Source organism: Haloferula sp. (assembly GCF_049672945.1).
Lineage (GTDB): Bacteria > Verrucomicrobiota > Verrucomicrobiia > Verrucomicrobiales > Akkermansiaceae > Haloferula.
The window spans coordinates 1-15,582 of record NZ_JBATWY010000215.1 but is presented as its reverse complement, the minus strand read 5'-3'; the positions used below and the strand labels follow the sequence as shown (position 1 = coordinate 15,582).

The following is a 15,582-nucleotide window of genomic DNA, read 5'->3' as shown; positions in this document are numbered from 1 at the left end:
GTTTGAAAGTAACAGGCGTAGGTAAACGCCTGTTTACTCCAAAACAAAAGCGAAAAATGCAGTGAAAAGCGAAAAACCGACGAAAGACTGAACAAAACATCCCTGAAATCAGCTAAACTGTTACTCGGATGGTGCCCTGTGCAAAGGGTCGGTCCCGTTTTTCAAGCATTAACCGGTTCGGGTTGGATTCGCTAGCTTTCCTGCCATGGCCCGCCTCCACCGCTACGAAGCCGCTGGCGCGATCTACCATGTGATGGCGCGTGGCGAGGGCGGTACGTGTAAAAAAGGACACACCTTTAGTCAGGGAAAACCTCCTTCGCCCGCGCCTACCTCCGCCAACTCGACCCGATCCCTCGTTTCCTCAACGCCGACGAGCTTGCCCGAGGCCTTTCTCCTCTCACTCCCCACACCGTCTCCCTCAAAGCAGGAAAACTCCTACTTCGGGAAATCCAAGGATGTCTCAAGGCCCCTGAGTCATTCGGCCTCGAGAGCACCCTGAGCGGAATCACCCATATCAAGCTCCTCAAACAGGCCATAGCGATGGGCTACGAGATTGAGCTGCACTACTTGTGGATTCCGTCCCCCGAGTTGGCGATCAAGCGCATCCACCAGCGGGTGAAGAAAGGTGGTCATCCCATTCCGGACGCGGATGTGCGTCGTCGCTTCACCCGAAGCCTCACCAACCTCATTCATCTCTACGGTCCCTTGGCGGACAGTTGGCAAGTGTGGGACAACCGCAACAAGCCTCCGAGCTTGATCATGAGTTCCGAAAACTCCACATTGGACGAACTTAAATCGCGCCTATGAAGAGTAAATCGAGCGAAACCAAGGCTAAGCCTCAGCCAATGACCGCTGTCCAACGAGGCCAAGCCGCAGCCAAAACCATGGCCAAGGAGCTCAGAGCCGAGCACAAACGCTGGAATCTGCCCCTGCTTTCCTGGAAAGACGGTAAGGTCGTCACCACCCAACCATGAAACCGGAAGACCGCTATCACCGCTTCGTCCGCTGGTCCGCTGAGGACTCCTGCTACATCGGCTACTGCCCCGATCTCTACCTAGCGGGTGTCTGCCATTCCGACTCTGAGGAAGCCTGCTACGCCGACCTATGCGCCATCGTTCGGGACGAAATCCAACATCGCACAACCAACGGCACCCCACTCCCCGAGCCAACCGTCCGCATCACCAAAGATCTCGACTTCGCAGCCGCATGAACCCTCGTCTTCCGGGGCTGACTCCTTTCAGTAGGTAGGGACGAGCACTCCCGCCCGTCCGAAAAGGAGGGCTGACACTCGTTCGCCCGACATGTCGATGACTGCCCGCCTTTCTTCCTCACTTTCCACTCGGCACTTTTTGCTTTTTACTCAGAACCATGCCCGACCGCTCCCACTGGACCATCCGCAAGTTCTCCTCATTCGAGGAGCAGCGGCGCCAGCAGGTCCTCGACTGGCAGGCCGTCTCCGGAGCCGAACGCCGAAAAGCCGCGTGGGAATTGGTGGTGGACTATTGGGTCAGTAAAAAAGGCGTGAATCCTGATGAACTCCGACTTCAAAGATCTGTTACGAATCTTCGTAGACGAGCAAGTTAGGTTTCTCGTCGTCGGTGGTTATGCGGTCATCCACTACGCGCAACCTCGCTACACCAAGGATCTTGATCTCTGGATTGAGCCGACGCAGGAGAACGCTCGAAAGCTCATGCGAGCCTTTCAGAGCTTTGGCCTTCCACTCATAGGATTGGATGAGTCTGACTTCGCCGAACCCGGCACCCAATTCAGTGTCGGCGTCCCGCCATGTGAGATCGACTTGTTGACCTCGATCCCGGGGCTTGAGTTCGCACCCTGCTGGGAGAACCGAAAGCGTTCTGAAGAGGAAGGAATCCTCGTTCCCTACCTCGGCAAGGCGGACCTGATGACCGCCAAAGAAACTGCAGGCCGCCCCCAGGACCTCGCCGATCTTGAGGAACTCAAACGGGCGACCCCCGAACCGGACAGCGATTCCGCCTGAGTCTTCCACCCGCCCGGAAATCCACCCTCATCCCCTTCCTCCTCGAAGGCGTCGGCAACGTCGAAAACCTCAACGAACCCGCCGGCATCCACCCGACGGCGGAGGGGCAGGTGAAAGTGACTGGGAACGTTTGGGACGTGCTTCAGCCGATGATTGCGCAGTGCTCGGGTGTCAATTTACAAGGAACTCTCCAGTTCACTTACCTCATCTCTACTAGCCCAAAGGGCTTACGTCATTCAGCCCAGGGTTGGCGGAGCGACGCGACGCCTACCCTGGGAAATCGCCATCCCACGCCCCCAACACCAACGGTGTTGCGTCCATGCCCGACCACATGGGCCCCGACTTCACCAGCCCGCTTCCAAGCCGTCGTCCGCGAAAGCGCCAAGAGATCCCAAGCGTGCTCCTGACCTTCCATCGATCCGGAAATCCAACCCATCCGATCCATCCCGCCCGATCTTGCCCTGCACGAGTAATGTTCTTATGAACACTCTCTATGCCCTCCGTCTACCGCCCCCGCCGTCCCCGCGCCTCGCCCCTGTGGCAAATCCTCCACCACGCCTGGGGCGAATTCCTCGCCACCTACGAACACTGTCACCGCAAGGCCCACGGTCCCCTCCGCCGCGACACGGTCGCCGTCGTCGATCACTTCTACCGCTGCGGCGACCTCTCCGCTGGTTTCACCCGTCTCCAGTGCCCCGATTGCGGCCACGAAAAGCTCCTCGCCTTTACCTGCAAGGGTCGCCACTTCTGCCCCTCCTGCCATCAGCGCCGCGTCCGCTCCACTGGCCACTGGATCGGCCACACCCTCTGCCACGACGTTCCCCACCGCCAGTTCGTCTTCACCATGCCCCGGCCCCTGCGCGGCATCTTCCGCAAGCGACGCCACCTCCTCGACCTGCTCTTCCGCACTTCCATCGAAACCCTGCGCGATTGGTTCCGCACCCGTCTCGAACTCCCCGACGGCCAACTCGCCGCCGTCGCCGCCGTCCAGACCTTCGGCGACTACCTCGTCTTCCACCCGCACCTCCACGTCCTCGCCGCCACCGGCCTTTACGACCGAGACGGCACCTTCCACGAACTTCCCGTCGAATCCCTCGAGCCCCTTGCGGAACTCTTCCGCCACCGCTTTCTCGCCGTCCTTCGCGCCGAAAAGCTCATCAGCGAAAAGAAGCTCCGGCAGCTTCTCGCCTGGAAACACAGCGGCTTCAGCCTCGATGCCGGCACACGACCCGTCCGCACTGCCGTCGGCCGCCAGCAACTCGCCGAATACTTACTCCGCGCGCCCTTCTCCTTGGAAAAGATCACCTGGATCGAGAAAACCAAGCGCGTCATCTACCGCTCCCGCACCAGTTGGCGCACCAAGCGCAACTTCCAAGTCTTCACCGCCACCGGCTTCCTCGCCGCCGCCGTCGAGCACATCCCGCCGAAAAACCAACACACCATCCGCTACTACGGCCGCTACTCGAACAAATCCCGCGGCCTCGAAGTCCGACCGTGGAGACCCACCATCGATCCCGCCGCACCCCATACCGTCCCCGCACCTCCCAAGCGCAGCGCCCGCAACCTCCGTCCGCTCTGGCGGAATCTCATCCTGCAAGTCTGGGGAGCGGATCCTCTCATTTGCCCCTGTTGCAGGGGCCTCATGAGGCCCCGTGGCCGCCTCCAGCGCCCAGAGGAAATCCAGTTCTTCCTCCGCCTCCACGGGATGTGGGAGGGCATCCTCGACATTCCGCCACCCCCCGATCCGCCGTACGACATCGACACCATGGAGCCGCTTCCGATGGAGCCGCTTCCGTGGGAGCGGCGGCGTCAGTTCGCATCTTCGTCGGCCCGCTCTGCGCAAGTCGAATGGCAGGCTCCGGAACTCCCGCTAGACGACGAGCGCATCCTTGTCCTCGATGCCGATCCGGCTCCGCCCGACGAGTTCCCATAGGAGCGCCGGCTTCAGCCGGCATCTTTCGAGTGCCGCCGCGTTCTTGACGTCGCGGAGCAGGATTCCCATGCTCTCGCCATGCATCAAGCCGCCAGAAATGCCGGTTCCGGGCTCCTATTGAGGCCGCGCGGCCAGAATTCCCATTTCAGCATTTCAGTTCTTCAGAATTTCAGCGTTTCCCCGAGCCCCTTCCTCCCCCGCAACCCCCTCCAACCCCGGCCGTTGGGGCTCCAGCAGCCGGCCCCTGAAAAAGCGATTTCCTAGCAATGATACTCATGAGACCAATCAATAAGTCACCCGGCGTGCTTGCAGCGATACTCTACTGTGCGCCCCTAATAGCGATCACTGCCGCAAGAGCAGCACCAAGCGATTTCGGCTTTGTTTCGGTGGGCGATCCCAACAATCCCCCGGACACAGGAAGTTCAGGATCTTATCACACGCAGGGCGCTGGGTCGGTATCATATCACTACCAAATTGGCGCATATGAAGTTCCGTGGCGAATGATCCGACTTGCCAATTCCGAGGCTGGACTGGCGCTTCCAATCTATTCCTTCGAGGCAGAGAACTTGAGTGACGACCACCCGGCCACCGGGTTGACATGGTATCAGATGGCGCGGTTCGCAAACTGGCTAAACACCAGGGAGGGGTTCCCACCAGCATACAAATTTTCATTCCAACCAGGAGAACCAGGCTACAGCCCTTTACACGCCAATGCACTTTGGAAGCTGGGTGATCTCGGATTTAATCCTTCAAACAACCTTCGCAACCGATACGCGCGATATGTTTTACCGAATCTCGATGAGTGGTACAAGGCGGCATTCTACAGCGGGACCGAGAATAACTATTCTGATTTCGCTACTGGGTATGACGTAGTTCCAAATCCCCGTTGGATACCGTGGGCAGACCGCACTGAAGCAATCTATGATCCTCCAGAAACTGTTCCTGTCGACTGGCCTCCGCCCCCGGTCCCTGTTTATGCAGCCGGGAATTATAATGCAGGTGCCCTGATCGGCAGCAAGGGGAACCACTACAAAGTAGTCGGAATGAGCGGTAACGTCTCCGAGGCTCTGGAGCAACGTCCACTCGGAGTGGAATCAGCAACAGGACCCAGACTAGTAATTGGTGGGAGTTGGCTTAGTGATGCTTTTCAGATTAGCTCCGGTCGCACAGGGAATATTTTGCCGAATGTGACGTATGGAGATATTGGTTTTCGTGTAGCCAAGGTGGAGCCGTCTCCGGCTCTGACCAATGGGTTCACTTTCATCGAAGACAATTTCGATGCCGCGAATCTGATCCATTTTGAGGGCTCAGTTCTCGGGGTTCCCAATCCGGAGGAGTTAATGGTAATCGGGGCGCAATTCCTCTCCCAAGGTGGGAACCCAGCGGCGTGTCTGGAAATTAGCCACGAATATACGCAGCGATACGTCGATGAGTTCGGCGAGTATAGTTACGTTGTCAATATCTTCGACTCCGCGGTGATGGACAATCGGCAGGAATCTTCCTGGACGCCTGCCACCGAGGGAACGATCGAGTTGGTTCGGGTTACTTTTGACGTTATGGTTCCCAACGGGGGCATCCGGGACGAGGATTACGCTGGCGACTTGCCCGAGGGCGCCTTGGTTCGCCCAAGGCTAGGGAAAGGCAACGCGAATTGGGTCGACGTATCGAGCGCCCAGGATTGGGTGAGCATGGAATTCGTCTTCAGCGAGGACGATATCGACAACGCGGATTTTGACGGGACGGATCCGGTCCGCTTCGGCCTGGACATACAGACCTTGCCATCACAAGAGTACGATTTCTCTTCGAACGAACACCATGTTACCATGACGCAGACTGTTCGCGTGCTGGTCGACAATTTCAAGGTTCAGCTGCAGGTGGCAGATGACAAGCCTTTGGCGGAGCGCACGAACGCGCAGTTCTCAACGGAAAAAGCCGGTTTCATCACTGTACGAACCCGCCCGGGGCGAACTTACACAATGAAGGCCTCGATCGATCTGAATCCCTCGACAGCAGTTCAGCAAGGCGATCAGCGGATGGGAACCGGAGGGATCATTGACCTACCTTTCGACGGGGAATCATTGGATAGTTCTCGGGGCTTCTTCTGGGTCGAGGAGTCTGAATAGCCCCTGACTCTAACAAAGGAAACTCTATTGCAGTACAAGGCGTCACTCAACACCTGCCCCGCCGCGAGTTCAATCCGTCATGACCATTCAACCCTCAACCCACAGTCGGAGCCTCGCCCCCGGGCAGGTGTGAGAGGACTTCGACGTTGCTAGAAATCTGGAGACTCTCCCCGCATCCTCGTCACTCGAATCCCCCGATCAGAATGAAAGATGAACCTTTGTCCCGGCTTGTTTTGAAATGCGCCCCCCTGCTTATTGCTGCCTTCCAAGTTCCTACCAAGGCCGTCGCAGATTTCGAATGCACCGTCACGGCCAACCAATGGCAGGGCCCATCCGAGGAAAACGGCGGTTGGGGCGCGTGGGCCGATTGCGGGGGACTCATCACGGATGTTCCCAGGGAAACTTGGACCACTTACTTCGGCCCGATTCAACCCCCTCCAACCCCGGCCGTTGGGGCTCCAGCAGCCGGCCCCTGAAAAAGCGATTTCCTAGCAATCAGCACCCTATCCGTCACCAACCAATCCGGCGACTTTCGCCCCGAGTAATTCGGAAAACTACTCCAACGCCACGAATTGAGCGCCTTCCGGCTCCTTCCTCCCACCCAGCCGATCCGCACGGGGTTGAGATGGATGTAGTCCGCCACGATTCGGAAATACTCGCCGCTGCCCTCACCATTCACCACCACCGCCTTGTAGCGACCCTGGAACACATGCCCGAGCCGCTTCCGACGACGGTTCCAGCCCTGCGAAAACACCCCCATGAACCACTTCATCCCCGCCACCAGGTTCGCCTCCGGAGTCTCCAGCAGCAGATGGAAATGATTCCCCATCATCACATAGGCGTGCACCCGCCAGCCGTAGCTCCCGCAGACCTCACCCAATCTCGCCAACCACACCGTGCGATCCACCTCGTCCTCAAACACATCCTTCCCACCCTCACCGCGAGCCATGATGTGGTAAACCGCTCCAGCAGCTTCGTATCGAAGGGGACGTGCCATACCTCACACTTAGCCCGTGACATCAGAATCCGTCAACCGTCGTTTTCCGGGACCGACCCCTTTCAGACCCCTTTCAGGACCGACCCCTTTCATCAACCGTCGTTTTCCGGGACCGACCCCTTTCACCTTTCATTTTCCGGGACCGACCCCTTTCACTTGCCCTTATTGCCCCCACCAACCCCAGCCGGAGGACCTCCATTGGTCGGCCCCTGAAAATGCAATCTCCCAGCAGTCGGCCATCGCTCAGCTCGATGAATCGATTTGGAAATTCGATTAACTGTCGCGCTTGTTTTGGTGATACTCTGTTTTCATGAAACGAATCTTCACCATCCCGTTCCTGGTACTCGCCTTTGCCACCAGCGCCATTGCGGACGTTGGAAAACTTCAAGGCTTTCTCAACGCTGGCAAACACGGCGATGCGATCGCCTACTTTGCCGACCCGAGCACCGACGAGGCTCGATTCTCTAGGAGTGTGGCGCAGCTTCTCGCCGCCGTGGAACGGACCAGCCAGGGGTTTTATCGATATGGCATCCACGCCTCGTTTGCGGACGATATTCCGATCCTACGCCTGCCGGTACCCGTCAATCCCCATCCGGAGCCTGCGACCAATGAACACATCAGAAACGTCATCGCCCGGTTTCATCTCGACCTCCATGAGATCGAAACCTCGCTTGGAGCGCTTGAGGGGAATGACTTCCAGTTGCCCTTGGATGTGACAAGCATTCGAATCGATTTCAATGGAGACGGAACACTCGACGATGATGATTGGATGCATACCTTGTTTTCCGTTTATCGTCCCGATCTCAATCAGCAGATGAGATCGGGAAAACCGCTACTCATTGATTTTGACCTCGGCGATGCCTACTGGCTGCAGGGTTACACCCAGATCCTGCTCGGAATCAGCGACCTCTTGCTTGCCCATGATACCAATCCGGTGTTCGAAGCCATCGGCCATGCCCTGTTTCGCGATGTGGATACCGCCATGGGCCGTGTCCTCGGGGAACCAGGCGTTGCAAATGAAAGGAGGTGGAGGAGCTATGATAAATTCGCAGATCTCATTGCAGCGGTTCATGCCGTCAGCCTGGATGTCACCGAACCGGATCGATTGAAGAACGCGCGCCTCCATTTCATCAATATGAGCAGTTCGAGCCGTACGATGTGGAAGGCCATTCTTGCGGAAACCGATGACCGCAACGAATGGCTGCCTTCCCCGAAGCAGTCGTCGGTCACGCAAGTTCCGATCACCTCCGAGATGGTGGATTCATGGGAGTTGTTTCTCAGGGAGTATGAAGGAATTCTTGATGGCCGAATCCTCATTCCGCACTGGCGCTTCGATGGCAAAGGCATCAATTTGCGCAAAGTTTTTGAAGAACCCTCCCCTCTCGATCTCGTGCAGTGGATTCAGGGTCGTGGGGCCCTTCCCTATCTTGAATACGGGCCGCTTTCCGACCGAAACAATTGGGATCGTATTCTCCGTGGGTTCCAAGGTCAGTTCTTCGGCATGGCATTCTGGATCAACTAGGGTCCTAAACTTCGGGCCAGCCGGAATCCCCATCCGTTTTTCCTAGATCCCGCCCTTTCGTAGCTGCGGTTCGCGGCGCGGAAGCGGCCAACGTCGGTCCCATCGCCGCCGCCCCGGATCACCCGGATCTCCCGGATCCCCATGAGCCACCTTGGAATCTTGTCCAATGCAGGCCCCCGTGGGTCCGTCTGCGCTTCCATCGGATAGGCTCCATAATTGTCCCAGCACCATTCCCATAGGTTGCCTGCCATGTCATGCAGGCCGTCGCCGTTTGTCGAGGAGATGAAGGGAATATCATGCGAACTGTCGGGACTACCCTCATTCGGGGTGGGTTGTTGGATATCTGCCGTGGATCCGCTCGTATCAAGGGCAAGGTCGACGCTGCCGTCCGCTCGGTCATTTGCATGGCGATGGTTAATGGTGTCGCCCCTCGGGAACGGTTTCCCGCTCAAGCTGCCACGTGCCGCCCGTTCCCACTCCGCCTCGCTTGGCAAGCGGTAGCCATTCGCAGTCCAGTCGCAGTCCACGTCGAAACTTTCGCCCTCTTTGATAGTTGCTCCGGAAATCGTGTAGCAGGGAGCCAGTCCCTCCATCTCGCTACGGGCATTGCACCAAAGCATGGCGTCGTACCAGGAAATCGAATGCACCGAGCTGTTCTCCACATCGCCCCCACCCTTAGCCAGTCTATAGCCATTGGCCTGCGCCCAGATCCACACCTTATCCCATTCGGACTTGGTCACCTCCTTCTGCCCCATGTAGAAGGCGCTCAGCGTCACTACATGTTCACCCCCTCCTCCCATCAAGTAATCGCCCATGGTAAATGTGCCTGCAGGAATCAGCGAAAAGCCTGAGGGAGTGAGCGCTCCATCGGCAATCACCCGGAAGCGCGTCTGCGGGCTGTATTGCTGGCCCCTACCGACCCCGGCGTCCCAAGTCATGGTCTTGCCGGTGCCTACCGCGATATTTGCACCGATATCTCCGGTCACGGCAGTAGTTGGTGCGCTGAAGGTCACCCCGTCATCACGGGAGATTTCCAGCGCAATCACCACCGTCGGCGTGTCCGCCGCCAAATCGTAGCGGATGTCCACCAGCTTGGTGTCCGCCCGCTGGGTGACTGTGATGTTGGAGACACCCGGCGAGGCCGCCTCCGATCCTGCGGTCTGACCAATCGCGACGAGAATGCTGAATACGAGCAGGGCTTTGGTTTTCGCTTTCATGGGCATCATGGTCAGGACGTTTGGGAGTCAACTGCTAGACGGTTAATTGATTCTAATTCACGGACTTTTCCCGCGCAGCATCGTGGCACGTGTGGCCAACGATTCTGCATCTTTGGTATTCCCAAGAGCGGTATGGATGCCGGCCAAGGAATCCAGTGCTTCAGCCAGGGCCCGGAATCCAGGAATCGACGATTTTTCTCGAAACTCGAGAACCTGACCGGCAAGCGGAAGCGCCCGGGCGAACTGTCCCTGTATGACGAGCGACTCCGCATACCCACTCGACAATTCCACTGGCACGGCTACGTTCGGATTCCCGTTGTAGGCGGCAAGCAACTGTTCGAAGAGCGCATCCGCCTCAATGTATTTCCCCTGATCCCTCAGGATGCATGCCTGTGTGATGTAGATGGTAAGGCGATTGAGTTCGGTCCAATAACCTTCCCCGGAAAGATCCAGCATTACGATCGCCTCCCGGCAGAGGTATTCGGCCTCGGTGAACTTCCCACCCCGTCGCAATTCCTCCGCTAGATCATTCACCGAAATCGTGATTCTCGGGTTTTGATCGAAGATCTCCCTGAGAAGGGCCTCCGCCTCGTCGTGCTTGGCATGCAAACTCAGAAGCTCGGCCAACTCGCGAAGATATTTCTGCTCGTTGTCCACACGAAAACCCTGCCTCCTACCCTCCTTCAGTGACCGCTTCATGATCGCAACCGCCTCCCGCATGGCGGACTCGGCGTCATCGTGCTTGCCCTGCAAACTCAGAAGTTCCGCCAAACTGGCGTGATATTCCGCATTTTTCGAGATCGCAACCGCCTCCCGCATGGTGGACTCGGCCTCCTCGTATTTGCCCAGCTGATGAAGGTTCCACGCCAAACCTCTAAGGGAAAGCGCGGTATGATCTTTCCCATCTTCATGATCCTCAGCTCGATATTTGGCCCGTTCCAGTTCCAGGGTCTCGCGGTAGAGGTGCTCTGCCTCCGCAGACTTCCCCTGCCTCACCAGACTTTCGGCATTGGAGAACATGCCTTCAGCTCTTTGGCGATGTTTGAAGTCTTCCATCGACAAACGGCTGTCACGATCTCTGACCTGCTTGCGGGCGAATTCGCCACGGATTGCCATCCACAGGTTCTTAGGAGGTGCCTGGTCCCACCGGTAAATCGGAGCGAGGGTGACCGCTACCGGCAGACAGAGCAGAGCGGTCGCTGCCGCTCTCTTCAGTTTTGGGCTCTTGATGCTCGAAGTCCACCGATCCAGCTTCCTGAAAATCGCCACAATGATGGCTCCACAAATCAGGGAGTATACGACCATCCCCGCGAAACTGATCAAATAGATGGCCTTGATGCCTAGGTCAGTGGGCGCGTCAGCCACCTCGAATCCGAGCTTAACGGTCTGGAAAAGCAAGATGCTCATCGGAGCAAACTGAATCCCTGACCCCGAGAAGTCGGGCACTGGCACGAAGATTAGTGCCAAGGCGATAAGCGCCCTTGAGTAGGACTTGTGGTTCATGGCATATGATTTGCGAATTGCTTAATCCGACCATGGCAAACTTTCCGTCCATGTGGCTGGTCTGCGTTCGCCGGCAATACGGTCACTTTTCCCTTAATATAGCATTTTCTCGACTCGTGCCTTTTGGGGAATCCGGATTGGTAGACTACAACCTGTGATGGTACTCTGCTTTCAATAGGAAACAAGATGAAGTTGATCCGGGAGACAGGTGTTCGTGAAATTCGATTCGTTTCCTCGTCGCGCCTTGAATATTGAAGGAATTCTTCCGGTCTACCGAACCCTGCCTTTCGCCGCTCTTCGCCGGTCAATTCAATGAGTTGAACCAAGTCATGCCAGGGCGATCAATCGTGGAAACGAATGCATCGGCATCGCCTTCGGCGGCCTGTTCCTGATGGGCATGGCCATCAAGGAAGATCAGAAGTTCCAATTGTGGATCCAGCTGCCGGCGATCGCTTGAAAATTTACGGGCGATCTCGGTGGGCGGCAAAGTCTGACGACCCATTACATTGACAAGCGGGAAGTCGAGGTGAGGGCATTCGGCATAGGCGCGGACCACGAGTTCGGTGCAGACCAGTTTGTCTGCGCTGAAGAAATCGAATTCAAAGTCGTAGGATTTCCCGAGGTGGTGGAATGCGCGGGTAATGGCCTCGCTGATATCGGACTCGGTGTTGAGGGCTGGTCTGAGGACGGCCGCGGAGTCCGCCACGCCGAGGCAATGTTCGAGGGTTGTGAAACGCACGCCTTCGGGGACAGCCTCAATGATGGCCTGCTGGTGACCGTCCGCCCCAAGACGCTTGAACTCTTCCCAGTGCGGGGCAACCCATGGATGGGTGGCGAGCCCAAGCGCTTCGACTTCTTCCGGGGTGCCAATGTAGAGAGCCGCATGCGCCCAGTAGCCCGGCATGAAGGCGCGGGACAGGAACCAATCCTGCCGCTCCAGGAGAATGTCTCCCGGCTTCACCAGATAGCGGATCTTTTCAATGTGCTCCGGATGGACGCGTGGTCCGTCGCTTCGCTCGCGGACGCGGGTGTTGCCGACCGCCCGCGAAACAGCGGATTGCCCGTGATAGAGGGCACGGGCCCGGAGCTCGCTCGCTTCATGGAATGTTCTGCCAAGGAAGCCGGACGCCGCCGGGGGCGCGACAGAGGTCTTGTGGATGATGCGGTGGAACACTGCCTGTGGACTGGTTTCGCCAAGGTTTGCCGCCTCATAGAGCACCTCCAATTCACGATGCTCGGCAAGGGCGGTGCGGAACGGTGTGAGGTTTGCCTCTTCTAGCAGGTTGGCGCTGATGTTGTCGTAAATCCCCGAGGGAATTCCCCATGAAGGCTCTCCTTCGTTCAGTTTCCGCCTTGCGTCGGGCGATTCTCTAAAAATGGCAACCAAGCGCGATGAGTGGCGATAGAGGGTGCATCCGGCGGTGAGATCGACGAGGGAGGCCCGGAGACGCAAGTCCGAATCGGCGATGGTTCGATGGGCGCGGTAGCGAAGGATCAGCTCGAGCAATTCCCGGCGACAATTGAGATAAGTGAGCAGCTGCCGACTGACATGATCGTTGTCAGAGTCGTTGAGAAACGAGAACCTCCCGGCGTCGATGTCCGCCTTGATCAAAAGGACGTTTTTATCGAGCGTCGCCATACTGTCGATTACCTGACTGAGGCGTCGTTCATCGGCGGAGATCTGCGCCTCTAGGCTGGCAACATCCGTCTTTTGATAATCCGGTGCCGGGCGGATCAGTGCGTCGAGGGCGTAGTCCCTGAAGCCCACCCGAACCGCGCAGATCAAAAATGACCCCGCGATGAGCACGAACAGTCCCGTGACAATGGCCAAACGGAAGCCCTTGCGCTCATGGAGCCTGAGGGGCTTGATCGGCAGCGGTGCGCGGATGGCCGAGTAATCCTTGCTGAGTGAGCCAAGGCGCTGGCGCAGCCTCTCTTGGGTGGCACGTAGGGATTTCAAAGCGTCCCGCCTGAAGAGCATCCGCAGTTCCGTCAGCCAATCGCGGGCCAACCCGCGCAGGTTGCGGAGATAGCGCAGGGCGAAGAGGCCAGCGAATGGAGTCAGGAGCACCCAGAACCAAGCCACCCATGGAAGGAAATACCCCACCATCAGCCACCATGTGAACGCATACCAAAGGAGGAAGACCGGAAATGCCACCACCAGGCGGGAGAGGGCCACCGTGGTAGCTCCCGTTTGCGGGATGATTCGCACAATCAAGCGCTCCACGGCGAGCGGCAGGATGTTTTGAAGGACGCCGCTCACCACGGGGATCAGGCCGAAAGTCAGCCAGATGCTTCTCCTAAGCAGTGTGGTCAAGCGACGAACACCTCTGACATTGAGAATATCCGATCCGACCCGCAGCTCGTAATCCCTGAGCCGGAGGCGATGGACGACCAAGGCGCGTCCGACGCTCTCGACTTTTGACGGCTGGATCTTGCGGAAGTAATTCAATCCATCCGCCACGTTCTTGCGCTGTTGGAGTGAGAAGACTTTTTCCATGCCGGGGGATTCCGTTGCGGGGTCGAGAATTTCCAAATCTTCGAGAAAGGGTTCCAATTTGTGATCGTCCAGATGGATGATCGCTTCACGCAGGTGTTTGGCAATCTCCGCAGTGAGGGCGCGCCTTTCGTCCGCGATGGATTGAGTGCCAACGATGATTGAAGTCGCATCGAAAGCGGGGCCCACCTCGATCCAGACGGCGCTTCGAAACAAGCGCTTGTCGTAGAAGTTGATGCCAACGGGAACGATCTTAAGATCGGTGGCGCCGGCATCGACCGCCTGTTGAACTAGGCGTGCCGCACTTCCGAAGATGTCCGTGAGGGTTCTTTGGTCATGGGATTTTCCTTCAGGAAAGATGCCGATGGCGGACCCTGTGGAGAGGGATTCGGCCGCCACCGCAAGGCTGTGCAGGCGGCATTTGGCCTTTCCGGGGTCATCCTGCCGGCGGTAGACAGGGATCATGCCGATCCAGAGCATGAACCTCGCAAGGAAGGGGGACTGGAAGAGCGGCGCTTTGGAGAGGAAGCAAACCCGGCGTTTGGCGGTCAAGCCCACGAGCACAGGGTCGAACAGGGAGTTGGCGTGGTTGGCGACCAGCAGCAACGGGCCGGATTGCGGAATGTGGTCTCTGCCAATGATTCGCACCGGAGAGTAGTAGAACCAGACGACGAATCTTCCGAATCGGGTCAAGACAGTTGCCAAAAATTGCGACGAACCGGTCATGGGTCAGGTTTCCGCCAAGAGGTTGAATCATCCGGGTGATGGCAGGGGCCATGAAAGCTGATCAAGCGTTTCACGCAGGCATCACATCCCTGAACACTAGACCCCCGGTTGGCAATTCGCCAGCTATTACGCGCAAGGGGGGTATGAACCGGGAACATCGGTTACAAACTAACCGGAACATGGGTAACACATTAAAACGGGCGTATGCCCTGGAAAAACGTGTTACCGATGGACGAAAAACTAAGATTTATCAGCCTGCATGGGACTGACCGATTTGGAATGGCCGAGCTGTGCCGGGAATTTGGAATCAGTCGTAAGACGGGTCACAAATGGGTAGCGCGCCACGCTGCTGAGGGGGTCAATGGACTCAAGGACCGCAGCCGTGCACCAAAGAGCGCGAGCCATCGGACGAGCGATGAGATCTCCCGTCTGATCTGCTCGGAGAAGCGCAAGCACAAGACCTGGGGACCTAAGAAGATCCAGGAGCTTCTGGTCGTAAAACATGGCATCGAGTCTCCACCAGCAGTGAGCACCGTCGGAGAAGTGCTCAAAAGGAATGGGATGGTTACCGAGCGTAAAAGGCGTGGTGCCGTTTTCAAGGTCGAGCGCGGCACACTAACCGCGCCAGAACACGCGAATCATGTACTTGGAGTCGATTTCAAAGGCTGGTTCACGCTGGGGGACAGAAGCCGCTGTGATCCGCTAACCGTGACGGATCTCCACAGTCGGATGGTGCTGAAACTGGCGGTGATGGAAGAGACCCGGACGCTATGGGTGAAAGCCGAGTTCCGAGCCCTATTCCGCTGCTATGGGCTTCCTGAGATCATTCGCGTGGACAATGGAGCACCATTTGCATCCAACGGACCAGGCGGCCTGAGTCGTCTCAGCGTGTGGTGGATCTCAAAGGGGTCGGTCCCGTTTTTCAAGCATTGACTCCCCTCAAAGGGGTCGGTCCCGTTTTTCAAGCATTGACTCCCCCGCGTCGGATTCGCTAGCTTTCCTGCCATGGCTCGCCCCCTCCGCTACGAAGCCGCTGGCGCCGTCTACCATGTGATGGCGCGTGGG

At 57.7% G+C, this 15,582-nt stretch carries 14 protein-coding genes; 10 read left to right on the top strand and 4 right to left on the bottom strand.

Going from position 1 to position 15,582, the window contains the following annotated elements; translation table 11 throughout:
* The first annotated feature begins 205 nt into the window (after positions 1–205).
* The 8 genes from WBG04_RS18885 to WBG04_RS18850 all read left to right on the top strand — a co-directional run bounded on the left by WBG04_RS18885 (position 206) and on the right by WBG04_RS18850 (position 6,055).
* Complete coding sequence (locus WBG04_RS18885; RefSeq protein ID WP_424316274.1) at positions 206–499, top strand: hypothetical protein; 294 nt, start codon at positions 206–208, stop codon at positions 497–499.
* Positions 500–540: 41 nt separating this feature from the next.
* Positions 541–807, top strand: coding sequence for a hypothetical protein (locus WBG04_RS18880; RefSeq protein ID WP_424316273.1), 267 nt, complete (start codon positions 541–543; stop codon positions 805–807).
* Positions 808–845: 38 nt separating this feature from the next.
* Positions 846–974, top strand: coding sequence for a hypothetical protein (locus tag WBG04_RS18875; RefSeq protein WP_424316272.1), 129 nt, complete (start codon positions 846–848; stop codon positions 972–974).
* Complete coding sequence (locus tag WBG04_RS18870; RefSeq protein ID WP_424316271.1) at positions 971–1,210, top strand: pilus assembly protein HicB; 240 nt, start codon at positions 971–973, stop codon at positions 1,208–1,210. Before WBG04_RS18875 ends, WBG04_RS18870 begins: the two co-directional genes overlap by 4 nt.
* A 158-nt stretch (positions 1,211–1,368) precedes the next feature.
* Positions 1,369–1,584 carry a hypothetical protein gene (locus WBG04_RS18865; protein WP_424316270.1) on the top strand — a complete coding sequence of 72 codons (216 nt, stop codon included), beginning with the start codon at positions 1,369–1,371 and terminating at the stop codon, positions 1,582–1,584.
* On the top strand, positions 1,532–1,999 hold the full coding sequence (locus tag WBG04_RS18860; protein ID WP_424316269.1) for a hypothetical protein: 468 nt from the start codon (positions 1,532–1,534) through the stop codon (positions 1,997–1,999). The genes WBG04_RS18865 and WBG04_RS18860 overlap by 53 nt, the downstream gene beginning before the upstream one ends.
* Before the next feature lie 493 nt (positions 2,000–2,492).
* Positions 2,493–3,932, top strand: a complete 1,440-nt coding sequence (locus WBG04_RS18855; protein WP_424316268.1) for an IS91 family transposase — start codon at positions 2,493–2,495, stop codon at positions 3,930–3,932.
* A 500-nt stretch (positions 3,933–4,432) separates the two neighbouring features.
* Positions 4,433–6,055, top strand: a complete 1,623-nt coding sequence (locus WBG04_RS18850) for an SUMF1/EgtB/PvdO family nonheme iron enzyme (protein WP_424316267.1) — start codon at positions 4,433–4,435, stop codon at positions 6,053–6,055.
* Between the two features lie 427 nt (positions 6,056–6,482).
* Here WBG04_RS18850 and WBG04_RS18845 read toward each other — a convergent pair whose 3' ends face one another.
* Positions 6,483–7,052, bottom strand: a complete 570-nt coding sequence (locus WBG04_RS18845) for a transposase (RefSeq protein WP_424316266.1) — start codon at positions 7,050–7,052, stop codon at positions 6,483–6,485.
* A 310-nt stretch (positions 7,053–7,362) separates the two neighbouring features.
* Here WBG04_RS18845 and WBG04_RS18840 point away from each other — a divergent pair, with 310 nt between their 5' ends.
* On the top strand, positions 7,363–8,574 hold the full coding sequence (locus WBG04_RS18840) for a hypothetical protein (protein ID WP_424316265.1): 1,212 nt from the start codon (positions 7,363–7,365) through the stop codon (positions 8,572–8,574).
* Here the strand turns inward: WBG04_RS18840 and WBG04_RS18835 are convergent.
* The 3 genes from WBG04_RS18835 to WBG04_RS18825 form a co-directional block, all read right to left on the bottom strand.
* The gene (locus WBG04_RS18835) at positions 8,571–9,791 is read right to left on the bottom strand and encodes a formylglycine-generating enzyme family protein (protein WP_424316264.1); all 1,221 of its coding nucleotides are present in this window, start codon (positions 9,789–9,791) and stop codon (positions 8,571–8,573) included. The genes WBG04_RS18840 and WBG04_RS18835 overlap by 4 nt on opposite strands.
* Before the next feature lie 57 nt (positions 9,792–9,848).
* Positions 9,849–11,294 carry a tetratricopeptide repeat protein gene (locus WBG04_RS18830; RefSeq protein WP_424316263.1) on the bottom strand — a complete coding sequence of 482 codons (1,446 nt, stop codon included), beginning with the start codon at positions 11,292–11,294 and terminating at the stop codon, positions 9,849–9,851.
* A 304-nt stretch (positions 11,295–11,598) separates the two neighbouring features.
* On the bottom strand, positions 11,599–14,484 hold the full coding sequence (locus tag WBG04_RS18825) for a YiiX/YebB-like N1pC/P60 family cysteine hydrolase (RefSeq protein ID WP_424316262.1): 2,886 nt from the start codon (positions 14,482–14,484) through the stop codon (positions 11,599–11,601).
* Between the two features lie 261 nt (positions 14,485–14,745).
* Here WBG04_RS18825 and WBG04_RS18820 point away from each other — a divergent pair, with 261 nt between their 5' ends.
* The gene (locus WBG04_RS18820) at positions 14,746–15,450 is read left to right on the top strand and encodes a helix-turn-helix domain-containing protein (RefSeq protein WP_424316261.1); all 705 of its coding nucleotides are present in this window, start codon (positions 14,746–14,748) and stop codon (positions 15,448–15,450) included.
* The last annotated feature ends 132 nt before the right edge of the window (positions 15,451–15,582 follow it).